The organism is Dactylosporangium sp. NPDC049140, assembly GCF_040648435.1.
This window is the reverse complement of sequence record NZ_JBEZDS010000001.1, coordinates 337,976-361,268: the sequence shown is the minus strand read 5'-3', so window position 1 is coordinate 361,268 and position 23,293 is coordinate 337,976. Positions and strand designations below refer to the sequence as shown.

Sequence of the window (23,293 nt, the reverse complement as noted above, 5' to 3'; positions counted from 1 at the left end):
CAATCACTCCCGTGATACTAGGCACGCCTGCTCGACGGCGTGGGTGACCTGGGTACGCTCTTGGGTGTGACTGCTCCGGTGATCAGCGAGATTCTGCAGCGTGCCGCCGACGGCGGGCGGATCGGCGCGGACGAGGCGCTCCTGCTCTACACGGAGGCGCCCTTCCACGCGCTGGGCGAGGCCGCCGACACGGTGCGCCGGCGTCGCTACCCGGACAACATCGTCACCTACATCATCGACCGCAACATCAACTACACCAACGTCTGCGTCACGGCCTGCAAGTTCTGCGCCTTCTACCGGGCGCCGAAGCACGCCGAGGGCTGGACGCACGGCACCGAGGAGATCCTGCGCCGCTGCGCGGAGGCGCTCGACCTCGGCGCGACCCAGGTGATGCTGCAGGGCGGGCACCACCCCGACTACGGGGTGGAGTACTACGAGGAGCTCTTCTCCGCGGTCCACGAGGCGTTCCCGGGCCTGGTCATCCACTCGATCGGCCCGTCCGAGGTGCTGCACATGGCCAAGGTCTCGGGCACCTCGATCGAGGAGGCGATCACCCGGATCAAGGCGGCGGGCCTGGCCTCCATCGCCGGCGCCGGCGCGGAGATGCTGCCCGACCGGCCCCGCAAGGCGATCGCGCCGCTGAAGGAGTCCGGCGCGCGCTGGCTCGAAGTCATGGCCGTCGCGCACAAGCTCGGCGTCTCCTCGACCGCGACGATGATGATGGGCACCGGCGAGACCAACGCCGAGCGCATCGAGCACCTGCGGCTGATCCGCGAGGTGCAGGACCAGGCGGTCGCCAACGGCTACTCGGTCGAGGCCGACCTGGCCGGCACCGTCGGCGGGTTCCGCTCCTTCATCCCGTGGACCTACCAGCCGGAGAACAACCACCTCAAGGGGCGCACGCAGGCCACCAGCCTGGAGTACCTGCGGCTGGTCGCGGTCGCCCGGCTGTTCTTCGACAACATCCCGCACCTGCAGTCCTCGTGGCTGACCACGGGCAAGGACGTCGGCCAGGTGTCGCTGCACCTCGGCGTCGACGACCTCGGCTCGATCATGCTGGAGGAGAACGTGATCTCCTCCGCCGGCGCCCGGCACCGCTCGCGTCTGACCGAGCTGGTGCAGATGATCCGGGGCGCGGACCGCATCCCGGCCCAGCGCGACACGCAGTACCGCCACCTCGAGGTGCACTGGACCGAGGCGGACGATCCGACCGACGAGCGGGTCCAGTCGCACTTCTCCTCCATCGCCATCCCCGGCGGCGGCACGGGCCGCAGCCTTCCTCTTACTCCGGTGAACTCATGAGCCGCGCCTCCCTGGACAAGCAGCCGCACGAGGTCGCGGCGATGTTCGACGGCGTCGCCCGCCGTTACGACCTGACCAACACGGTCCTGTCGGGCGGCCGCGACCGCATGTGGCGCCGCGAGACGCGCCTGGCGCTGGGCCTCAAGGACGGCGAGAACGTGCTCGACCTCGGCGCCGGCACCGGCGTGTCGACGCTGGAGCTGGCCCGCTCGGGCGCCTACGCGGTCGGCGCCGACATCTCGGTCGGCATGCTGCAGGCGGGCCGTGCGAAGCGCCCCGAGGTGCCGCTGCTGGCCGCCGACGCGCTGCACCTGCCCTTCGCCGACCGGACGTTCGACGCGGTCACGATCTCCTTCGCGCTGCGCAACATCGCCGACACCGCCGGGGCCCTGGCCGAGATGGCCCGCGTGACCAAGCCGGGCGGCCGGCTGGTGATCTGCGAGTTCTCGACCCCGACGTGGCGGCCGTTCCGCGCCGCCTACCAGGGCTATTTGGTGGGCGCGATCCCGCCGATCGCGAAGCGGGTGTCGAGCAACCCGGACGCCTACGTCTACCTCGCCGAGTCCATCAAGGCCTGGCCGGACCAGCAGGGGCTGTCCGCCAAGATCGCCGAGAACGGCTGGCGCAAGGTCGCGTGGCGCAACCTGACCGGTGGCGTGGTGGCGCTGCACCGCGGCTTCCGCATCTGACACATTTCGCACTGCGCCGCGCGGTTACTCACAATATCCGTGCGGTGACGTGCTGCCCACGACAAGCTGGGTCAGTGGATCACGAAAAGCGCGTCGGGTGTACAGATCAAAGGTGTCCCCGGTCGGGTGAAAAATTAGGGTCGCCTTACCGGCAGCGGCGCACTTCACGGTTCTAGACTGCTCCTCGGGCGACTTTGTGAAGACTTTCACGAGCCGAGCGGAAGTAGAACGGTAGGGGGTGTGACGGCTGTGACCGACACCGGGAAAGACGCGGATGTCATCGTCGTCGGCGCCGGGCCGGGCGGCTCGTCCGCGGCGTTTCACCTCGCCCGGCACGGGCTTCGGGTCCTGCTGCTGGAGAAGACCGAGTTCCCGCGCGAGAAGGTCTGCGGCGACGGGCTCACGCCCCGCGCGGTGAAGCAGCTCGTGAAGATGGGCATCGACACCACCGAGGAGAAGGGCTGGCTGCGCAACCGCGGCCTGCGCGTCATCGGTGGCGGGGTGCGCCTCGAGCTCGACTGGCCGGAGCTCGCGAGCTTCCCCGACTACGGGCTGACCCGCACCCGCATGGACTTCGACCAGATGCTGGCGACCGCCGCGACCGCCGCCGGCGCCGTGCTGCGCAGCGGTACCAACGTGACCGGGCCGATCCTCGACCGCACCGGGCGTGTGGTCGGCGTCGCGGCCACCGGGCCGGATCGGGAGCCGCTGGAGTACCGCGCCCCGCTGGTCATCGCCGCCGACGGCGTCTCCGGGCGGCTCGCGCTGGGGCTGGGCATCGCCAAGCGCGACGACCGGCCGATGGGCGTGGCCGTGCGGCAGTACTTCCGCAGCGAGACCCGCCACGACGACGACTACCTGGAGTCCTGGCTCGAGCTGCGCAGCCGTGAGTCGGGCGACAAGCTGCTGCCGGGCTACGGCTGGATCTTCGGCCTCGGCGACGGCCGGGTCAACGTCGGCCTGGGCGTGCTCAACAGCAGCGTCGCCTACGGCAAGACCAACTACAAGACGCTGCTCGCCGACTGGCTGGACAACACCCCGGCCGACTGGGGCCTGTCCGACCCGGCCAACGCCGACGGCAAGGCCCAGGGCGCGGCGCTGCCGATGGGCTTCAACCGGGTGCCGCACTACTCCCGGGGTGTGCTCCTCGTCGGCGACACCGGCGGCATGGTCAACCCCTTCAACGGCGAGGGGATCGCCTACGCGATGGAGTCCGGCGAGCTGGCGGCGGAGATCGCCATCCAGGCGCTGGCCCGTCCGCAGGGCACGGCGCGCGAGCGGGTGCTCGCCAACTACCCGACCGAGCTCAAGGCCCGCTACGGCGGGTACTACCGGCTCGGGAACATGTTCGTGAAGCTCATCGGCAATCCGCAGGTGATGCGGATCGCCACCAAGCACGGTATGCCCCACCCGACCCTCATGCGGTTCGTGCTGAAGCTCCTCGCCAACCTCACGGACCCGCGAGGGGGCGACGCGATGGACCGCGTGATCAACGCCATGACCCGCCTGGCGCCAGCCGCCTGATCCCCAAACGTACTGGCCAAGGCCGCATTTGGGGTGCCCCGGACGAAGCCGTCCAGGTATCACCGAATAGTGTTAAACCGCATACAGCTTGAGTGGTCCCCGGAGCCGACCGCCCCGTGGGCTCGCCGAAAGGACGGAGCAGCACGATGTCGCTGGCGCCGTACGTACCGATTCTTGGGCTCTTCGCCCTAGCCGCCGCATTCGCCTTGTTCTCGGTGGCGGCCGCACCGTTCGTCGGGCCGCGCCGATACAACCGCGCGAAGCTCGACGCCTATGAGTGCGGCATCGAGCCGACCCCGCAGCCTGTCGGCGGTGGCCGCTTCCCGGTCAAGTTCTACCTGACCGCGATGCTGTTCATCGTTTTCGACATCGAGATCATCTTCCTGTACCCGTGGGCCGTGAACTTCGACGCGCTCGGCCTGTTCGGGTTCGTGGAAATGGTGCTGTTCATCGTCACCGTGTTCGTCGCGTTCGCCTACGTCTGGCGCCGCGGCGGGCTGGATTGGGACTGAGCCATGGGCATCGAGGAAAAGGTACCGACCGGCATTCTGCTGACGACGGTCGAGAAGCTGGTCAACTGGTCTCGCAAGGCGAGCTTCTGGCCGGCCACCTTCGGCCTGGCCTGCTGCGCCATCGAGATGATGGCGACCGGCGCCGCGCGCTACGACCTGGCGCGCTTCGGCATGGAGGTCTTCCGGGCCAGCCCGCGCCAGGCCGACCTGATGATCGTGGCCGGCCGGGTGAGCCAGAAGATGGCCCCCGTCCTGCGCCAGATCTACGACCAGATGCCGGAGCCCCGCTGGGTGCTCTCGATGGGCGTCTGCGCCTCCAGCGGCGGCATGTTCAACAACTACGCGATCGTCCAGGGCGTGGACCACATCGTGCCCGTGGACATGTACCTGCCGGGCTGCCCGCCGCGGCCGGAGATGCTCATCGACGCCATCCTGCGCCTGCACGACAAGGTCATGGCCGAGCCGCTGGGTGACCGGCGCCGCCGCATGATCGAGGCGCGGGTCGAGCGCGACGGCGCCCCGGTGGTCGCGCCCGGCGCGATGCCGTCCAGCTACCGCTTCGACAAGGCGCGGCGCGCCGAGTGGACCAAGGCCGTCGCCGCGGGCCGCGAGGAGCAGCTGCGCATCGAGAAGTGGATGGAAGAGCGGGCGAACCTGTCCGGAGGGTCGAAGTGACGAACGTAGAGCCGGTCGGCGCCCAGCTGGGTGCCCCCGCCCAGACCCCGCCGTCGACGGGCGCCGGGCGCGGCATGTTCGGCGTGCAGGGCAGCGGCGACACGTCGGGCTTCGGCGGCCTGCGCCGCCGGCGCGCGGTCGAGCTCGACTCGCCGCGGCCCTTCGGCGGCGACTTCGACGAGGTCGTGGACGCCCTCGAGGAGGCCTTCCCGGGCTTCGACGACGCGATCGAGCGGATCGTCGTCGACCGGGGCGAGCTGACGCTGCACATCGTGCCGGAGCGCATCGCCGAGGTCTGCCAGGCGCTGCGGGACGACCACGCGCTGCGCTACGAGCTGTGCTCCTCGGTGTCCGGGGTCGACTACCTCGGCAGCGACGGCCGGCGGCTGCACGCGGTGTACCACCTGACGTCGATGACGTTCCGCCGCCGGATCCGCCTCGAGGCCGCCGTGACGGCCGAGGACCCGCACCTGCCGAGCGTCACCCAGGTCTACCCGACCGCCGACTGGCAGGAGCGGGAGACCTACGACATGTTCGGCATCGTCTTCGACGGCCACCCGAACCTGACCCGGATTCTCATGCCGGACGACTGGGAGGGCTTCCCGCAGCGGAAGGACTACCCGCTCGGCGGCGTGCCGGTCGAGTACAAGGGTGCGGAGATCCCGCCGCCGGACCAGCGGAGGAGTTACCTGTGACCACCGATTACGCCGCCGCCCGCGAAACCACCGAGGGCAAGGTCTTCACCGTCACCGGCGGAGACTGGGACACGATCGTCAACGAGGCCGGGTCCGAAGAGCGCATCGTCGTCAACATGGGCCCCCAGCACCCGTCCACCCACGGGGTGCTGCGCCTGGTGCTGGAGCTCGAGGGCGAGACGGTCACCGAGGCGAGGACCGTCGTCGGGTACCTCCACACGGGCATCGAGAAGAACCTGGAGTTCCGCAACTGGACCCAGGGCACCACGTTCGTGACCCGCATGGACTACCTCGCGCCGATGTTCAACGAGACCGGCTACTGCCTGGCGGTCGAGAAGCTGCTCGGCATCGAGGACCAGATCACCGCGCGGGCCCGCACGGTCCGTGTGCTCATGATGGAGCTCAACCGGATCTCCTCCCACCTGGTCTGGCTCGCCACGACCGGCATGGAGCTCGGCGCCCTGTCGATGATGATCTACGGCTTCCGCGAGCGTGAGTACATCCTCGACATCTTCGAGATGGTCTCCGGCCTGCGGATGAACCACGCGTACATCCGCCCCGGCGGCCTTGCCCAGGACGTCACGGACGAGGCGATCGCGAAGATCCGCGAGCTGCTCGGCTGGATGCCGGACCGCATCAACATGTACGAGGACCTGCTCTCGGGCAACACGATCTGGCGCGAGCGCACCCAGGGTGTCGCCGTGCTCGACGTGACCGGTTGCGTGGCCCTGGGCATCACCGGGCCGGTGCTGCGCTCGGCCGGCCTGGGCTGGGACATCCGCAAGCACCAGCCGTACTGCGGGTACGAGACCTACGACTTCGAGGTCCCGACCGCGACGACGGCCGACGCGTGGGGCCGGTACCAGGTGCGGCTCAACGAGATGCGCCAGTCGCTGCGGATCGTCGAGCAGGCGCTGGACCGGCTCGAGCCCGGCCCGATCATGATCGCCAACAAGAAGATCGCGTGGCCGGCGCAGCTGGCGGTCGGCGGCGACGGCCTGGGCAACTCGCTCGAGCACGTCGCCAAGATCATGGGCCAGTCGATGGAGGCCCTGATCCACCACTTCAAGCTGGTGACCGAGGGTTTCCGGGTGCCGCCCGGCCAGGTGTATGTGCCGATCGAGGCGCCCCGCGGCGAGCTCGGCGTGCACGCGATCTCCGACGGCGGCACGCGCCCGTTCCGGGTGCACTACCGCGAGCCCAGCTTCATCAACCTGCAGGCGATCCCGGCGATGGCGGAGGGCGGCCTGCTCGCCGACGTCATCGTGGGCGGCGCCTCGCTCGACCCCGTCATGGGTGGGTGTGATCGTTAATGGTGTTCAGTGACCTCACGCGCGAGCGCGCGCGTCAGATCATCGCGCGCTACCCCGAGGGCCGCTCGCGCTCGGCGCTGCTGCCCCTCCTGCACCTGGTGCAGTCGGAGGAGGGGTTCGTCTCGCCGGACGGCATCGCCTTCTGCGCCGACATCCTGGGCATCACCAAGGCCCAGGTCGGCGCGGTCGCGACGTTCTACACCATGTACAAGCGCAAGCCGACCGGCGACTGGCTGGTGAGCGTCTGCACCAACACGATGTGCGGCGTGCTCGGCGGCGACAAGGCGTACGAGGCCGTGAGCGAGTACCTCGGCGTCGGGCACGACGAGACCACGGCCGACGGCAAGATCACGCTGGAGCACGCCGAGTGCCTCGCGGCCTGCGACTACGCGCCGGTCATGACGGTCAACTACGAGTTCTTCGACCAGGTCAACGACGACACCGCGCTGAAGCTGGTCAAGCAGCTACAGGACGGCGAGCGCCCGCAGCCCAGCCGCGGCACCCGCCTGTGCACGCTCAAGGAGATGGCGGTCCAGCTGGCCGGCTTCGCCGACGACCGCGGCGACGAGGTCATCGCCGACGGGCCGGCCGGCGCCCCCACCCTCGCGGGTAACCGGCTCGCCGAGCGCTTCGGCATCTCGGTGCCGGGCTTCGACCCGAAGACACCGATCGCCAAGAAGGAAGACGCGGCCGCCAAGCAGGCGCCGCCCGCGGCCCCGGCATCGACGCCCAAGCCGGCATCGGACGGCAAGCCGGCGGGCGACGGACCGCTGCCGCAGAAGGAGGCGAAGGCCTGATGGCCGTGGACTACCAGCCCTCGCAGGACTCGCTGTCGAGGCTCACGCCGGTGCTCACCAAGCGCTGGCTCTCGCCGGACGCGTGGAAGCTCGACGTGTACGAGCGCCTCGACGGTTACTCGGCCCTGCGCAAGGCGCTCAAGGCCCACCCGGACGACCTGATCCAGCTGGTGAAGGACTCCGGTCTGCGCGGCCGCGGCGGCGCCGGCTTCCCGACGGGCATGAAGTGGGGCTTCATCCCGCAGAACGACGGCAAGCCGCACTACCTCGTGGTCAACGCCGACGAGGGCGAGCCGGGCACCTGCAAGGACCTGCCGCTGATGATGGCCGACCCGCACGCGCTGGTCGAGGGCGTCATCATCGCCTCCTACGCGATCCGCGCGAACTACGCCGCGATCTACATCCGGGGCGAGGCGGTGCACGCGGCCCGGCGGCTGCGGGCGGCGGTGGAGCAGGCCTACGCCAAGGGCTACCTCGGCTCCAACATCCTCGGCAGCGGCTTCGACCTGGACCTGATCGTGCACAGCGGCGCCGGCGCCTACATCTGTGGCGAGGAGACCGCGCTGCTGGACTCGCTGGAGGGCTACCGCGGCCAGCCCCGGCTGCGCCCGCCATTCCCGGCGACCCACGGCCTCTACGCCTCCCCGACCGTCGTGAACAACGTCGAGACGATCGCCAGCGTGCCGTACATCGTGCTCGGCGGCTCGGCGTGGTTCCGCAGCATGGGCACGGAGAAGTCGCCGGGCCCGAAGATCTACTCGATCTCCGGGCGGGTCAACAACCCCGGCCAGTTCGAGTGCGGCCTCGGCGTCACGCTGCGACAGCTCATCGACCTGGCCGGCGGCATGCAGGACGGCCACCAGCTCAAGTTCTGGACGCCGGGTGGCTCCTCCACGCCGATGCTCACCGACGAGCACCTCGACACCCCGATGGACTTCGAGGGCATGATGAGCGTCGGCACGATGCTCGGCACCACCGCGGTGCAGGTCTTCTCCGACCAGGACGACATCGTCTACGCGACCTACCGCTGGATCGCCTTCTACCACCACGAGTCGTGCGGCAAGTGCACGCCGTGCCGCGAGGGCAACTACTGGATGGTGCGCATCCTGCACCGCATCCTGGCCGGCCAGGGCACGCTCCAGGACCTCGACACGCTCCTGGACGCCTGCGACAACCTGCTGGGCCGCTCGTTCTGCGCGCTCGGCGACGGCGCGACCAGCCCGGTGACGTCCTCGATCAAGTACTTCAAGCAGGACTACCTGGACTACATCGAGGGCCGCAAGGCGCCGATGTTCCACGGCGAGCTGGTAGGAGCCCACTGAGATGACCGACGTGGTTCCCGCGACCGAGACCGTGAAGCTCACCATCGACGGCGTCGAGGTCGAGGCGCCCAAGGGTGCGCTCGTCATCCGGGCCGCCGAGCAGGCGGGCATCTCGATCCCGCGGTTCTGCGACCACCCGCTGCTCGCGCCGGCCGGCGCCTGCCGCCAGTGCCTGGTCGACATCGAGGGCCAGCGTAAGCCGGTCGCCTCGTGCACCCAGCCGGTGGCCGAGGGCATGGTCGTGAAGACCCAGGTGACCTCCGAGGTGGCCAAGAAGGCCCAAGAGGGCATCATGGAGTTCCTCCTCATCAACCACCCGCTCGACTGTCCGGTCTGCGACAAGGGCGGCGAGTGCCCGCTGCAGAACCAGGCGATGAGCAACGGCCAGTCCGAGTCGCGGTTCGTCGAGCACAAGCGGGAGTTCCCCAAGCCGCTGCCGATCAGCACGCAGGTGCTGCTCGACCGCGAGCGGTGCGTGCTCTGCCAGCGCTGCACCCGCTTCTCCGACGAGATCGCCGGCGACAAGTTCATCGACCTGATGGAGCGCTCGAGCAACGAGCAGATCGGCGTGTTCCGGGGCGACCCGGACTCGCCCGGGAGCGACGCCCCGTTCAACAGCTACTTCTCGGGCAACACGATCCAGATCTGCCCGGTGGGGGCGCTCACCAGCTCGCAGTACCGCTTCCGCGCCCGGCCCTTCGACCTGGTGTCGACGCCCAACGCTTGCGAGCACTGCGCGGCGGGCTGCGACCAGCGGGCCGACCACCGCCGCGGCAAGGTCATGCGCCGCCTGGCCGGCGACGACCCGGCGGTGAACGAGGAGTGGAACTGTGACAAGGGGCGCTTCGCGTTCCAGTACGTCACCGCCACCGACCGCCTGACCACGCCGCTGGTGCGCGACTCGAAGACCGGCGAGCTGCGCACGGCGAGCTGGCCCGAGGCGTTCAGCGTCGCCGCGGCCGGCCTGGCCGCCGCGAAGGACAACGGCGGCGTCGGGGTGCTGGCCGGCGGCCGGCTGACCGTCGAGGACGCGTACGCGTACGCCAAGTTCGCCCGCGTCGCCCTCGGCACCAACGACCTCGACTTCCGCGCGCGGCCGCTGTCGGCGGAGGAGACCGAGTTCCTCGGCTCCCACGTCGTCGGGCGGGCCGACGTGACCTACGCGGACATCGAGCGGGCCCCCGCGGTCGTCTTCGTCGGGCTGGAGCCCGAGGAGGAGTGCCCGATCATCTTCCTGCGGGCGCGCAAGGTGTACCTCAAGCGCGGCCTGCCCAGCTACGCGGTCGCCCCGTTCGTCAGCCGCGGGTACAGCAAGCTCGGCACGACGGTCCTCCTCACCGCCCCCGGCGGCGAGGCCGAGGTGCTCGGCGCGTCCGAGCAGCTGCGCGACGCGCTGTCGGCCGAGGGCGCGCTCATCTTCGTCGGCGAGCGCCTGGCGAGCGTCCCCGGCGGCCTGTCCGCCGCGGCCCGCCTGGCCGAGTCCACCGGCGCCCGCCTCGCCTGGGTCCCGCGCCGCGCGGGCGACCGGGGCGCGGTCGAGGCCGGCGTGCTGCCGACCCTGCTGCCGGGCGGCCGCCAGGTCTTCGACCCGGCCGCGCGCAGCGAGGTCGCCACCGCGTGGGGCCTGGACGCGGGCGTGCTGCCCAGCGCGTCCGGCCGCGACACCGACGCGATCGTCGCCGCCGCCCGCGAGGGCCGGCTCGGCGCGCTCGTCGTCGGCGGCGTGGACCCGGCCGACCTGGCCGATCCGCTCGCGGCCGAGGAGGCCCTGGCCAACGTCGGCTTCGTGGTCAGCCTGGAGCTGCGGATGAGCGCCGTCGCCAAGCGCGCCGACGTCGTCCTGCCGATCGCCCCGGCGGTCGAGAAGTCCGGCTCCTACGTAAACTGGGAGGGCCGGGTCCGTCCGTTCGGCACCGTGCTCAAGACCCAGGCCATGACCGACGCCCGCGTCCTCGACACGCTGGGCCGCGAGCTCGGCGTGCAGCTCGGCGTCGGCGACGTCGAGGCGGTCCGGGCCCAGCTGGCCGCCCTGGCCCGGCTGCCGCTGCCGGGCACGGTCGCGGTCGGCACGGTCGGCGCGGGCAACCCGAGCCTGGTCCGCGGCACCGCACCGGACGTGGCGCCGGGCGCGCCCGCGAAGCCGGCCGGTGGCCAGGCGGTCCTCGCCTCCTGGCACCACCTGATCGACGGCGGCTCGCTGCAGGACGGCGACGGCCACCTGGCCGGGACCGCCCGCCCGGCCGTGGTCCGGATCTCCAAGAGCACCGCGGCCGACCTCGGCGTGGTGGACGGGGACGCGGTGACCGTCGGCACCGAGCGGGGCGCGATCACCCTGCCGGCGCTCGTCACCGACATGGTCGACGGGGTCGTGTGGATCCCGACGAACTCACCGGGCTCGACCCTGCGCCGCACGCTCGGCGTGACCGAGGGCGCGCTGGTCGAGATCAGCACTGGGGGTAGCACGAGATGACATCCGCCGCCGGCAACCTCGACGAGTTCGGCCAGGACGTTTGGTGGCTGGTCCTCGCCAAGGTCGTCGTGATCTTCGCGTTCCTCGTCGTCATGACGCTGTTCGCCATCTGGTACGAGCGCCGCGTCGTGGCCCGCATGCAGGTGAGGCCCGGCCCGAACCGCAACGGCCCCTTCGGCCTGCTGCAGTCGCTGGCCGACGGGCTCAAGCTGGCGTTCAAGGAAGACATCATGCCGCGCCTGGCGGACAAGGTGGTCTTCTTCTTCGCGCCGGTGATCTCGACGATCACCGCGTTCACCGCGTTCTCGGTCATCCCGTTCGGCCCGGTGGTGTCGGTCTTCGGCAACCACACGCCGCTGCAGCTGACCGACATCCCGGTGGCCGTGCTGCTGGTGCTGGCCTGCTCCTCGATGGGCATCTACGGCGTCGTGCTCGGCGGCTGGGCCTCCGGCTCGACGTACCCGCTGCTCGGCGGCCTGCGCTCGAGCGCCCAGATGATCTCCTACGAGGTCGCGATGGGCCTGTCGATCGTCTCGGTCTTCCTGGTCTCGGGCACGATGTCGACGTCGCAGATCGTCGCCGCCCAGGCCGGTAACGGCACCGCGGAGGTCTTCGGCATGACCTGGCACCTGCCGGCCTGGTACGGCATCCTGCTCATCCCGAGCTTCCTGATCTACTTCACCTCCGCGGTCGGCGAGACCAACCGGGCCCCGTTCGACCTCCCCGAGGCCGAGTCGGAGCTGGTCGGCGGCTTCCACACCGAGTACTCGTCGCTGAAGTTCGCGCTGTTCTTCCTCGCCGAGTACGTCAACATGGTCACCGTCTCGGGCCTGTGCACGACGCTGTTCCTCGGCGGCTGGCGCGCCCCGTGGCCGCTCTCGCTGTGGGACGGCGCGAACCACGGGTGGTGGCCGGTGCTGTGGTTCACGATCAAGGTACTGCTGCTGCTGTTCGTCTTCGTCTGGCTCCGCGGCACGCTGCCCCGGCTGCGCTACGACCAGTTCATGCGCTTCGGCTGGAAGGTGCTCATCCCGGCCAACCTGGTCTGGATCCTGGCGCTGTCCGGCATCCGGGTGCTGCAGAACGGCGGCATCAGCACCGGTGCCCGCACCGGCGTGATCATCGGGATCGTCGTGCTCGTGGTGCTGGTCCTGGCGCTTGTCGCGCTCCAGCGCTCCCGGCGGGGCGCCGGCGTCGAGCTGCCGCCGGTCCATCCGGACGGCCGCGTCGGTGGGGCGAGCGGCTTCCCGCTGCCGCCCATGAACCTCGAGGTGCCGCCCAGCCCGCGGGCCAAGCGCGTGATCGTCGAGCGGGAAACCGTCCCGACCGGCAAGGAGAGCTGACTTATGAGTGAGCGAAGCGAGCGAATCATGTTGCAGCCGCTGTCTCATGCCGGCGCCGAGCGAAGCGGAGCGGTGGCATGAGCTTTGGTGGAACCCTCAAGGGGTTCGGGGTCACCTTCTCGCACATGTTCAAGAAGGTGGTCACCGAGGAGTACCCGGAGGAGCGCAAGGTCGTTGCTCCGCGGTACCACGGCCGGCACATTCTCAACCGCTGGCCGGACGGGCTCGAGAAGTGCATCGGCTGCGAGCTGTGCGCGTGGGCCTGCCCGGCGGACGCGATCTACGTCGAGGGCGCGGACAACACCGAGGACGAGCGCTTCTCGCCCGGTGAGCGCTACGCCCAGACGTACCAGATCAACTACGCCCGCTGCATCTTCTGCGGGCTGTGCATCGAGGCCTGCCCGACCCGCTCGCTCACCATGAGCAACGAGTACGAGCTGGCCCGCGACAACCGCCGCGACCTGATCTTCACCAAGGAGCAGCTGCTCGCGCCGCTGCTGCCGGGGATGGAGCGCCCGCCGCACGACATGCGGCTGGGCGACACCGAGAAGGACTACTACGTCGGCGCGCTGGAGAACCCGGGCACCTCCGCCGGTGCCGAGCGGTACAAGGGGGTCCACTCGTGACCAGTACCCTGGCGCTGCAGACGCTTGCGTCCGCGGGCGACGTGAAGGGCGGCGAGGCCGTCACCTTCTGGATCCTCGGCCCGATGGCGGTGCTCGGCGCGCTCGGCATGGTGTGGGCCCGCAACGCGGTGCACTCCGCCCTGTCGCTCATCATCACGATGCTCAGCCTGGGCGTGTTCTACATCCTGCAGGCGGGCCCGTTCATCGGCATGGTGCAGATCATCGTCTACACCGGCGCCATCATGATGCTGTTCCTGTTCGTGCTCATGCTCGTCGGCCGTGACTCCTCGGACTCGCTGATCGAGACGTTGCGCGGGCAGCGGATGGCGGCCAGCCTCCTGGGCCTCGGCCTGGCGCTGCTGCTGGGCATCGGGCTCTACCGGGCGCTCGGCGACTCCGACCCGAAGGGTCTGGTCGACGCGAACTCGGCCGGCAACGTGATCGGGATCTCGCGCCTGCTGTTCACCAAGTACGTCTGGGTCTTCGAGGTCACGTCCGCCCTGCTGATCACGGCGGCGGTCGGCGCGATGATCCTGGCCCACACCGAGAAGCGCAAGGAAGACAAGGTCAGCCAGCCGGAGCGCATGGTGGCGCGCTTCCGCCCGGGCAACTACCCGGCGCCGAAGCCCGGCCCCGGCGTCTTCGCCGGCTCCGACTCGGTGGCGACCCCGGCGCGACTGCCCGACGGCACGCCGGCCGACCGCAGCATCTCCAAGATTCTGCCGACCCGGGAGTTGACGTCCGCGGACGTCGCACCGAAGGGGACCGAGAAGTGACTCCGACGTACTACATCGTCCTCGCGGCGATCCTGTTCACGATCGGCGCGGTGGGCGTGCTCATCCGCCGGAACGCGATCGTGCTGTTCATGTGCATCGAGTTGATGCTGAACGCGGCCAACCTCGCGCTGGTCACGTTCAGCCGGATCAACGGCACGCTCGACGGGCAGATCATGGCGTTCTTCGTCATGGTCGTGGCGGCGGCCGAGGTCGTCGTCGGCCTGGCGATCATCATGTCGATCTTCCGGACTCGGCGCTCGGCCAGCGTCGACGACGCGAACCTGCTGAAGTACTAAAGGAGCGGGTGGTGGACACAACCTTCACGGCGGCGTCCGGGTGGCTGGGCTCGTTCTGGCTGCTCCCGACGATCCCGCTGGCCAGCGCGGCGGTGTTGCTGCTGCTCGGCAAGCGGGCCGACCGCTGGGGCCACTGGCTCGGCGTGCTCAGCGTCGCCGCCTCATTCGTGCTCGGGCTGACGTACTTCTTCACCCTCCGGGGCCTGGAGAACCGCTCGGGCGTCGAGATCAAGCTGTGGGACTACATCGGCGTCGGCACCTTCCACGTCGACCTGGGCCTGCTGTTCGACCCGTTGTCGGCGATGTTCGTGCTGCTCATCACCGGCGTCGGCTCCCTGATCCACCTTTACGCGGTGGGGTACATGGAGCACGACCCGGGGCGCCGGAAGTTCTTCGGCTACTTCAACCTGTTCATCGCGGCGATGCTGTTGCTGGTCCTCGGCAACAACTACGTGATGCTCTACTTCGGCTGGGAAGGCGTGGGTCTCGCCTCCTACCTGCTGATCTCCTTCTGGTACCTGCGCCCGAGCGCGGCGACCGCCGGGAAGAAGGCGTTCCTGATGAACCGCGTCGGTGACGCGGGCTTCGCGATCGCGATCTTCATGATGTTCGCCTACCTCGGCACCGTGGACTACGCCGAGGTGTTCAACAGCGTCGGCGGCCTGGGCAAGGGCCCGGTCCTCGCGATCGCGCTGCTGCTCCTGCTCGGCGCGGCCGGCAAGTCCGGCCAGTTCCCGCTGCAGGCCTGGCTCCCCGACGCGATGGAGGGCCCGACCCCGGTCTCGGCCCTGATCCACGCGGCCACGATGGTGACCGCGGGCGTGTACCTGATCGCCCGCTCCCACCCGATCTTCGACGCCTCGCCCGACGCGCAGACCGTGGTGGTCGCCGTCGGCGCGCTGACGCTGCTGATCGGCTGCATCATCGGCTGCGCCAAGGACGACATCAAGCGGGTGCTGGCCTGGTCGACGGTGAGCCAGATCGGGTACATGTTCCTGGGCGTCGGGCTCGGCGGGGCGGCGTACGCGCTGGCCCTGATCCACCTGCTCGCGCACGGCTTCTTCAAGGCCGGCATGTTCCTCGGCGCGGGCTCGGTCATGCACGGCATGCGCGACCAGACCGACATCCGCCGCTTCGGCGGCCTGTGGCGGCTCATGCCGATCACCTGGGCCACGTTCGGCCTGGGCTGGCTCGCGATCATCGGCTTCCCCGGCCTGTCCGGCTTCTTCACCAAGGAGCCGATCATCGAGGCGGCCTTCGAGCGCGAGGGCTGGCAGGGCTGGCTCTTCGGCGGCGCCGCGATGCTCGGCGCCGGCCTGACCGCCTTCTACATGACCCGGCTGTTCTGGCTGACCTTCCACGGCCCGAAGCGCTGGACCGACGACATCAAGCACCCGCACGAGTCGCCGAAGATCATGACGATCCCGCTGATCCTGCTGGCGGTCGGCTCGGTCTTCGCCGGCGTCCTCCTGAAGACTTCCGTTCCGGACTGGCTGACGCCGGTGTACGGCGCCGAGCACACCGAGCACGCCCCGGTGATGGCACCCTGGCTCATCACGACGCTGTCGCTCCTGTTCACCGCGGTCGGCGGCCTGCTCGCCGTCGCGCTGTTCAACAAGGGCACCGCGCTCGAGGAGGAGCCGGCCGGGCCTCTGGTCACCGCGGCCCGCCGGAACCTCTACACCGACGCGTTCAACGAGATCGTGTTCGAGGCGCCCGGCCGCTACCTGACCCGCGCCCTGGTCTACCTCGACAACCGCGGCATCGACGGGCTGGTCAACGGCCTGGCGGCGGGCGTCGGCGGCGGATCGGGCCGACTGCGCCGGGCCCAGACCGGGTTCGTGCGCTCCTACGCCCTTTCCATTCTTGGAGGTGCGGTGCTCGTGGTGGCCGCCACGCTTGCGGTGAGGTTCGGATGAGCCACTTCCCCTACCTGACCGTCCTCACGGCCGCGCCGCTCGTCGGCGCGGCGGGGGTCGCGCTGCTGCCCAAGGACAAGCCCGAGCTCGCCAAGCGCGTCGCGCTGGCCTGGTCGGTCGTGGTCCTGGGGCTGGGCGTCGGCCTGTGGGCCCAGTTCAAGCCGAACGGCGACCGCTTCCAGCTCAAGGACTCCTGGACCTGGATCCCCCAGTGGGGTGCCAAGTTCACCTTCGCCGTGGACGGCATCGCGCTCGTCATGATCGCGCTGATCGCCCTGCTGGTGCCGCTGGTCATCCTGGCCTCGTGGCACGACGCGGAGACCAGCAAGCGGTCGGTGCCGGCGTACTTCGCCCTGCTGCTCGCCCTCGAGTGCACGATGATCGGCGTCTTCGCCGCGCAGGACGTGTTCCTGTTCTACGTGTTCTTCGAGGTCATGCTCGTGCCGATGTACTTCCTGATCGGCTCGTACGGCGGGCGGAACAAGCAGTACGCGGCGGTGAAGTTCTTCCTGTACTCCCTGCTCGGCGGCCTGTTCATGCTCGCCGCGCTGGTCGGGCTGTGGGTGCTGGGCGGGGAGACGTTCGACTGGCAGACGCTGGTCAACGCCGACTTCTCCACCAACACCGAGCGCTGGCTGTTCCTCGGGTTCTTCCTCGCCTTCGCGATCAAGGCGCCGTTCTTCCCGTTCCACACCTGGCTGCCCGACGCCGGTGGCGCCGCGCCGGCCGGGGCGGCCGCACTGCTGGTCGGCGTGCTGGACAAGGTCGGGACGTTCGGCATCCTGCGGTACTGCCTCCCGCTCTTCCCGAACGCGTCGAAGGACTTCGCGTGGCTCGGGCTCACGCTCGCGCTCGTCGGCATCATCTACGGCGCGCTCGTGGCGATCGGCCAGAAGGACCTCAAGCGCCTGGTGTCGTACACGTCCATCGCGCACTTCGGCTTCATCGGCATCGGCGTGTTCGCCTTCACCTCGCAGGCCGGCACGGGCGCGGTGCTGTACATGGTCAACCACGGCCTCGCGACCGGCCTGCTGTTCCTGGTCGTCGGCATGCTGGTGGCCCGCCGGGGCAGCGCGCTGGTGACGGACTTCGGCGGCGCCGGCAAGCTCATGCCGGTGCTGGCGGGCGTGTTCTTCATCGCCGGCCTCGCCTCGCTGGCGCTGCCCGGCACCTCGCCCTTCGTCTCCGAGTTCCTGGTGCTCATCGGCACGTTCACGGTGAACAAGACGGTCGCGATCATCGCCACCGCCGGCATCATCCTGGCGGCCGGCTACGTGCTCTGGATGATCCAGCGCACCACGCAGGGCACCCCGAACCCGAAGCTGGCCGAGATCAAGGCCATGGGGCGCGACCTGTCGGTGCGCGAGGCGGTCGTGGTCGCCCCGCTCATCGCCCTGATCCTGCTGCTGGGCTTCTACCCCAAGCCGCTGACCGATGTGATCAATCCGGCGGTGAAGGCGACCATGCAGGACGTCGGCAAGACCGACCCGAAAGCCACCGTGGGTACCGTGGAGGCCGGCAAGTGAACGACAAACTCCAACTGCCGCACCTGGACTACGCGGCGCTCGCGCCGATGCTGATCCTCTTCGGCATCGCCTGCGTCGGGGTCCTCGTCGAGGGCTTCGTGCCCCGGCGCGTGCGGCACACCGTCCAGCTCACCCTGGCGCTGGCCGGTCTCGTGGCGGCGCTGGTCATGGTGATCCGCCAGGGCGACAACCCGGTCATCACCGCCTCGACCGCGGTCGCCGTGGACAAGCCGGGCCTGTTCCTGTCCGGCGCGATAATCGTGCTGGGCATCGTCGCGCTGCTGCTGATCGGCGAGCGCACGCTGGAGCCGGGCGGCGCGTTCGTCGCGCAGGCGGCGGTCACGGCCAACACCGACCGCGACCGTGAGCAGGCCCAGCGCGCCGGCGGGGCGACCGAGGTCTTCCCGCTGACGATGTTCGCCCTGGGCGGCATGCTGCTGTTCACCACCGCGAACGACCTGCTGACCATGTTCGTCGCGCTCGAGGTCTTCTCGCTGCCGCTGTACCTGCTCTGCGCGCTGGCTCGCCGCCGGCGGCTGCTGTCGCAGGAGGCCGCGATGAAGTACTTCCTGCTGGGCTCGTTCGCCTCGGCGTTCTTCCTGTTCGGCATCGCGCTCGTCTACGGCTACGCGGGCCAGGTGGACTTCAAGGCGATCGACTCGGCGATCCAGGCCGGGGGCAAGGACGACATCCTGCTGTACGTCGGGCTGGCCATGCTCGCCATCGGTCTGCTCTTCAAGGCGGCCGCGGTGCCGTTCCACGTGTGGACGCCGGACGTGTATCAGGGCGCCCCGACGCCGGTCACCGCGCTCATGGCGGCCTGCACCAAGGTCGCCGCCTTCGGCGGGCTGCTGCGCCTGGTCTACGTGGGCTTCCACCGCACCGAGTGGACGATCCAGCCGGTGCTGGGCACCATCGCGGTGCTCACGATGATTCTCGGCGCGATCCTGGCGGTCACCCAGACCGACATCAAGCGCCTGCTGGCCTACTCGTCGATCGCCAACGCCGGCTACGTGCTCATCGGCGTGATCTCGCTCAACGAGAAGGGCCTTTCCAGCTCGCTGTTCTACCTCGTGGCGTACGGCTTCACCGTGCTCGCCGCGTTCGGTGTCGTCACCCTGGTGCGCGACGCGGACGGCGAGGCCACGCACCTGTCGCGCTGGGCGGGGCTCGGGCGGCGCTCGCCGCTGTACGCCTCACTCTTCACGTTCATCCTGCTGGCCTTCGCCGGCCTGCCGCTCACCAGCGGCTTCACCGCCAAGGTGGGCGTGTTCGCGGCGGGTGTCGACGGCCACCAGACCTGGCTCGTGATCGCCGGCGTGGTGAGCTCCGCCATCCTCGCCTTCCCTTACCTGCGGGTGGTCGTCATGATGTGGCTGTCCGAGCCGGGCGAGACCACGCCGGCGGTGTCCATCCCGGGCGCCATGACGGCGGCCGCGCTGGTCATCGGGACGGTCGCGACGCTGGTCCTGGGCATCGCGCCCGGTGCACTGCTCGAGGTCACGGAGCACGCGGGGAAGTTCCTCGGCTAACCTGTCGGCAAAACCCGACGGTGACGTCCCCCGTGGCCTGCCACGTGGGGACGTCCCTGTATCGGGAGTCGGAAGTTCGTATGGCATCGTTGGAGCTGTGGTGAGTACGGGAACCGTGCAGTCGGTTGCTTCGGTCGGCCTGACGCTGGCCGATCCGGAGCTTGAGCGCAACGTGACGGCGATCCTCCGGGACGTCGAGGCGGTGCTGATCGACTCCGTGCACAGCGCCAACCCGATGGTCACCGAGGCGGCCCGCCACCTCGTCGACGCGGGCGGCAAGCGGGTGCGCCCGCTGCTCGTGGGCCTGGCCGCCCAGTTCGGCGACGCGACCTCCCGCGAGGTCGTCATCGCCGGTGCGGTCGTCGAGCTGACCCACCTCGCCACGCTGTACCACGACGACGTCATGGACGAGGCCGAGGTGCGCCGCGGCGCGCCCAGCGCCAACTCCCGCTGGGGCAACGCGCTGGCCATCCTCGTCGGCGACTACCTGTTCTCGCGCGCCGCGGACCTCGCCGCCGAGCTGGGCGTGGACGCCGTCAAGATCCAGGCGAGCACGTTCTCGCGCCTGGTGCACGGCCAGATCGACGAGACCACCGGTCCGCTGGACGGTGAGGACGCGATCCAGCACTACCTGCGCGTCCTGGAGCACAAGACCGGCTCGCTCATCTCGACCAGCGCCCGCTTCGGCGCGATGTTCGGCGGGTGCCCGCCGGAGCAGGTCGAGGCGCTGGCGACGTTCGCCGAGACGTTCGGGATCGCCTTCCAGCTCTCCGACGACCTGATCGACATCGCGAGCGACGCCACGGAGTCCGGCAAGACGCCCGGCACCGATCTGCGCGAGGGGGTGCCGACGCTCCCGGTGCTGTACGCGCTGGCGTCCTCCGACGACGACGTGGCCTCGGTTCGCCTGCGCGACATCCTCGCGGCGGGCCCGGTGACCGACGACGACCTGCACGCCGAGGCGCTCGGCCTGCTCCGCGACTCGGCCGCCCTCAAGCAGGCCCGCGAGACCGTCCGCGGCTACGCCGATGCCGCTCGCGGGGCCCTGGCGGTGCTCCCCGAGGTGCCGGCCCGCGTGGCCCTGGAGTCCCTCTGCGACTTCATCGCGGACCGCACCAACTGACGTTTCCCGACATCGACCGACGCCCGTCAATGTGACTTTCACCGGGCGCCGGCCGGTGGCATGGGCTGGTACCGGCTGGGACCGCGCCATGCTCGCCGCCTGCACGTTGCTCAACGCCACCTGGCGGGATACCCGACCCGGCAACAAGTCGCAACGGCGTGATGACGCCCCGAAGTGTGGCATGCGCACTTCTGCGCCAAGTACCTACTTACTAGGCCATTACTTACTCAGACGTACGACCCTTACTTAGGGCCATTACTGTGATACATCGGCGTGTCGTGCCATGAGTAGCACAAGGCCTATGTCCAATATGGTGCATTCATCGCTATGCGCAGCCCTCGTACATCCCCTGACCTCGCGCCATAAATGATCAGGTTGTTCCCTCGACCCTCTCCGATTTCATATGGTGTGACTCCAGTTACTGCTGCGGCTGGGGAGGGCGGCGGTGCGAGATCCACAAGCCGAACCCTCGGATCTCATCCGAAGCGTTTCGAGGGCCCTACGAGTGCTGGAGGCGGTTGGCCAGTCGCCCCGTGGTCTGACAGTGAAGCAGATCGCGCGCCGATGTGACTTCACCGTCGCCACCACCTATCACTTGGTGCGAACTCTGGCCTACGAGGGTTACGTGATCCGCAGGGAGAACGGCACCTACGTCGTCGGCCTGGAGATCGCTGACCGCTACCGCGAGCTCGTGCTCGCCTTCCGCGGGCCGAGCGCCGTCGTCGACCGCCTGCGCCGTGCGGCGGCCGAGACCGGGTACTCGCACTATCTCGGCCGCTTCGTGGGCGGCCGGGTGGCGGTGACCGCGATGGCCGAGGGGCCGCGCACCCCGCCGACGGACGATGTCGTGCCGGGCTACGACGAGGCCGCGCACGCGACCGCGCTCGGCAAGGCGCTGCTCGCCACCATGAGCGCGGACCAGCGGTGGCGGTTCCTCAAGGAGTACGGGATGCGCGCCTACACCTCGGCGACGCTTACCTCGCCGGAGGCGCTGGACTCGGACCTGGCCGCGGGCGACCGCCGGGGGATGCAGATCGAGATCGGGCAGTTCCGCCCGGGCCTCGCGTGCGCCGCCGTGATGGTGGTCAACGACCGCGATCAGGACCGGCGGGTGGTGCTGGCGTGCGCGCTGCCGCCGGCGGAGCTGATGTCCTCGGCCAAGGTGGTGCGTACGCGCCTGCTGGCGACGGCTCATCACCTGGCGACCGTTCTCGCCGAGTGACCGCTTTGGTCCGATAAGTCGGGCACTCCGCGCCGCGACTTATCGGATTTTTCGGTTATGCCGGAATCCCGCGATCACCCGTGGCACTGTCGCATCCGCGACATGTCTACTCCACCTGAACCTCTCTGCGTATTAGTGCGTAGAAGCTGGTGGAAGGGATCGGAAACATAACGAAGCGTGAGTAGAGACGATGCTGACCTGCTGAAGGCGCTCCACACGGAGCACGGCGACGCGCTGTTCGCGCACACCCTGCGACTGACCGGCGGCGACCGCCAACGGGCCGAGGACCTCGTACAGGAAACCCTGCTGCGGGCCTGGCAACACCCGGAGGCGCTCGACCCGGCCCGTGGCTCGGTCCGAGCCTGGCTCTTCACCACTGCCCGCAACCTCGCCATCGACGCGTGGCGAAGACGATCGGCGCGGGTGGGTGAGGTGTACACCGACCAGATGCCGGAGACTCCGGTGGTGGTCGACGAGACCGAACGAGCGGTGGAGTCCTGGGTGATCGCGGATGCGCTGACCCGGCTCTCCCGCCCGCACCGCGAGGTCCTGGTGGAATGCTTCTACCAGGGGCGCTCCGTGGCCGAGGCGGCGGAGCGGCTGGGCGTGCCCGCGGGCACGGTCAAGTCGCGCACATACTACGCACTGCGTTCGCTGAAGGTCGTCCTAGAGGAGTTGGGGGTGACGCAATGAGGTGTGAGCACCTCCATGACTCGGCCGTCTACGTGCTGGGGGCGTTGTCGCCGCCCGAGCGCGAGGCATACGAGCGGCATCTCGCCGACTGTGCGCAGTGCCGTGCGGAGGTGGCGGAGTTCTCCGACCTGCCGGGCCTGCTCGGCCGGCTCGATCCGGAGATCGCCGCACAGATCGCCCTGGCGTCAGACGACGGCTCTCCGGACGCGGACGGGCCGCCTTTTTTGGCCGATGCGGGGCTCGCCCGGGAGGGCGGCGCTCACTCCGAGCGCGACCTGACCGTTCCGGGCCAGCGCTGGGCCGGTCCTACCGTCACGCCCGATGACGGCCCGGCCCTCAGCCCCGCCGACTCGCGCTGGGCCGGCCCCACCGCCGTGCCCGCGCCCGTCAACGGCAGCGCCGTCGACCCGCTGCTGCCGCGCGTGCTCGACCGGGCCCAGAGCGCCCGGCGCACCGCCCGCCGCCGCCGGCGCTGGCAGACGGCCGGCACCGCGCTCGTGGCCGCGTTCCTGGGCGTGCTCGCGGTGATCGGGGTCCGTGCGGCAGGGGTCGGGCAGCCGGACTACGAGTCGATGCGCGAGGTGGCCGCGACCGTGCCCATCAGCGCGTCGCTGGCCGTCTCCTCCGACTCGGGCGGGGCGACCGTGCGGATGCGCTGCGCGTACAAGAACGGCGAGGGCGACGAGTACGCGAAGTGGTCGTACACGCTCGTCGTGGTGCCGAAGTCCGGGCCGGCCGAGGAGGTCAGCACCTGGACGGCGCGGCCGGGGGACGAGATGGAGCTGTCGGCGCACAGCGACATCAAGGAGTCGAACATCGACCACATCGAGATCCGCAAGGGCGACGGGACGCCGCTGCTGTCCCTGCGTACCTGACGCGAACGCCTGTCTCACTCACACCGCCGCGGCGGCCGCTTCCTTCGAGGCGGCCGCCGCGTC

At 69.8% G+C, this 23,293-nt stretch carries 21 protein-coding genes; all 21 read left to right on the top strand.

Annotated elements, in window-relative coordinates:
- The first annotated feature begins 66 nt into the window (after positions 1-66).
- Positions 67-1,302: a cyclic dehypoxanthinyl futalosine synthase gene (mqnC, locus tag AB0B76_RS01600; RefSeq protein WP_360367556.1), complete on the top strand. Its 1,236-nt coding sequence runs from the start codon at positions 67-69 to the stop codon at positions 1,300-1,302.
- A complete protein-coding gene (locus AB0B76_RS01595) occupies positions 1,299-1,991 on the top strand; it encodes a demethylmenaquinone methyltransferase (RefSeq protein ID WP_360367554.1) in 693 nt (230 codons plus the stop codon). The genes mqnC and AB0B76_RS01595 overlap by 4 nt, the downstream gene beginning before the upstream one ends.
- 249 nt (positions 1,992-2,240) lie before the next feature.
- The gene (locus AB0B76_RS01590; RefSeq protein ID WP_360368686.1) at positions 2,241-3,515 is read left to right on the top strand and encodes a geranylgeranyl reductase family protein; all 1,275 of its coding nucleotides are present in this window, start codon (positions 2,241-2,243) and stop codon (positions 3,513-3,515) included.
- A 146-nt stretch (positions 3,516-3,661) separates the two neighbouring features.
- A complete protein-coding gene (locus AB0B76_RS01585) occupies positions 3,662-4,027 on the top strand; it encodes an NADH-quinone oxidoreductase subunit A (RefSeq protein WP_360367551.1) in 366 nt (121 codons plus the stop codon).
- A 3-nt stretch (positions 4,028-4,030) separates the two neighbouring features.
- Positions 4,031-4,702: an NADH-quinone oxidoreductase subunit B family protein gene (locus AB0B76_RS01580; RefSeq protein WP_360367548.1), complete on the top strand. Its 672-nt coding sequence runs from the start codon at positions 4,031-4,033 to the stop codon at positions 4,700-4,702.
- Complete coding sequence (locus tag AB0B76_RS01575) at positions 4,660-5,397, top strand: NADH-quinone oxidoreductase subunit C (protein ID WP_360367545.1); 738 nt, start codon at positions 4,660-4,662, stop codon at positions 5,395-5,397. The genes AB0B76_RS01580 and AB0B76_RS01575 overlap by 43 nt, the downstream gene beginning before the upstream one ends.
- Positions 5,394-6,710 carry an NADH-quinone oxidoreductase subunit D gene (locus tag AB0B76_RS01570; RefSeq protein WP_360367542.1) on the top strand — a complete coding sequence of 439 codons (1,317 nt, stop codon included), beginning with the start codon at positions 5,394-5,396 and terminating at the stop codon, positions 6,708-6,710. Before AB0B76_RS01575 ends, AB0B76_RS01570 begins: the two co-directional genes overlap by 4 nt.
- Positions 6,710-7,507 (top strand): NADH-quinone oxidoreductase subunit NuoE, encoded by a 798-nt coding sequence (gene nuoE / locus AB0B76_RS01565; RefSeq protein WP_360367539.1) that lies wholly within the window; start codon positions 6,710-6,712, stop codon positions 7,505-7,507. Before AB0B76_RS01570 ends, nuoE begins: the two co-directional genes overlap by 1 nt.
- Positions 7,507-8,829 (top strand): NADH-quinone oxidoreductase subunit NuoF, encoded by a 1,323-nt coding sequence (gene nuoF / locus AB0B76_RS01560; RefSeq protein WP_360367536.1) that lies wholly within the window; start codon positions 7,507-7,509, stop codon positions 8,827-8,829. Before nuoE ends, nuoF begins: the two co-directional genes overlap by 1 nt.
- A gap of 1 nt (position 8,830) precedes the next feature.
- Positions 8,831-11,299 carry an NADH-quinone oxidoreductase subunit G gene (locus AB0B76_RS01555; RefSeq protein WP_360367533.1) on the top strand — a complete coding sequence of 823 codons (2,469 nt, stop codon included), beginning with the start codon at positions 8,831-8,833 and terminating at the stop codon, positions 11,297-11,299.
- Entirely contained in the window at positions 11,296-12,642 is a 1,347-nt protein-coding gene (gene nuoH / locus AB0B76_RS01550; RefSeq protein WP_360367530.1) for an NADH-quinone oxidoreductase subunit NuoH, read from the top strand. Before AB0B76_RS01555 ends, nuoH begins: the two co-directional genes overlap by 4 nt.
- A gap of 77 nt (positions 12,643-12,719) precedes the next feature.
- Complete coding sequence (gene nuoI, locus AB0B76_RS01545; RefSeq protein WP_360367527.1) at positions 12,720-13,268, top strand: NADH-quinone oxidoreductase subunit NuoI; 549 nt, start codon at positions 12,720-12,722, stop codon at positions 13,266-13,268.
- An 8-nt stretch (positions 13,269-13,276) separates the two neighbouring features.
- Positions 13,277-14,044, top strand: coding sequence for an NADH-quinone oxidoreductase subunit J (locus tag AB0B76_RS01540; protein ID WP_360368684.1), 768 nt, complete (start codon positions 13,277-13,279; stop codon positions 14,042-14,044).
- Complete coding sequence (gene nuoK, locus AB0B76_RS01535; RefSeq protein WP_190254991.1) at positions 14,041-14,340, top strand: NADH-quinone oxidoreductase subunit NuoK; 300 nt, start codon at positions 14,041-14,043, stop codon at positions 14,338-14,340. Before AB0B76_RS01540 ends, nuoK begins: the two co-directional genes overlap by 4 nt.
- An 8-nt stretch (positions 14,341-14,348) precedes the next feature.
- The gene (nuoL, locus tag AB0B76_RS01530) at positions 14,349-16,259 is read left to right on the top strand and encodes an NADH-quinone oxidoreductase subunit L (protein WP_360367524.1); all 1,911 of its coding nucleotides are present in this window, start codon (positions 14,349-14,351) and stop codon (positions 16,257-16,259) included.
- Positions 16,256-17,785 (top strand): NADH-quinone oxidoreductase subunit M, encoded by a 1,530-nt coding sequence (locus AB0B76_RS01525; RefSeq protein ID WP_360367522.1) that lies wholly within the window; start codon positions 16,256-16,258, stop codon positions 17,783-17,785. Before nuoL ends, AB0B76_RS01525 begins: the two co-directional genes overlap by 4 nt.
- Entirely contained in the window at positions 17,782-19,317 is a 1,536-nt protein-coding gene (gene nuoN / locus AB0B76_RS01520) for an NADH-quinone oxidoreductase subunit NuoN (protein WP_360367519.1), read from the top strand. The genes AB0B76_RS01525 and nuoN overlap by 4 nt, the downstream gene beginning before the upstream one ends.
- A 139-nt stretch (positions 19,318-19,456) precedes the next feature.
- A complete protein-coding gene (locus AB0B76_RS01515) occupies positions 19,457-20,440 on the top strand; it encodes a polyprenyl synthetase family protein (RefSeq protein WP_360368681.1) in 984 nt (327 codons plus the stop codon).
- 445 nt (positions 20,441-20,885) lie between these two features.
- Complete coding sequence (locus AB0B76_RS01510) at positions 20,886-21,662, top strand: IclR family transcriptional regulator C-terminal domain-containing protein (protein ID WP_360367516.1); 777 nt, start codon at positions 20,886-20,888, stop codon at positions 21,660-21,662.
- A 198-nt stretch (positions 21,663-21,860) separates the two neighbouring features.
- Positions 21,861-22,355 carry a sigma-70 family RNA polymerase sigma factor gene (locus AB0B76_RS01505; protein WP_360368678.1) on the top strand — a complete coding sequence of 165 codons (495 nt, stop codon included), beginning with the start codon at positions 21,861-21,863 and terminating at the stop codon, positions 22,353-22,355.
- The gene (locus AB0B76_RS01500) at positions 22,352-23,230 is read left to right on the top strand and encodes a zf-HC2 domain-containing protein (protein ID WP_360367513.1); all 879 of its coding nucleotides are present in this window, start codon (positions 22,352-22,354) and stop codon (positions 23,228-23,230) included. The genes AB0B76_RS01505 and AB0B76_RS01500 overlap by 4 nt, the downstream gene beginning before the upstream one ends.
- The last annotated feature ends 63 nt before the right edge of the window (positions 23,231-23,293 follow it).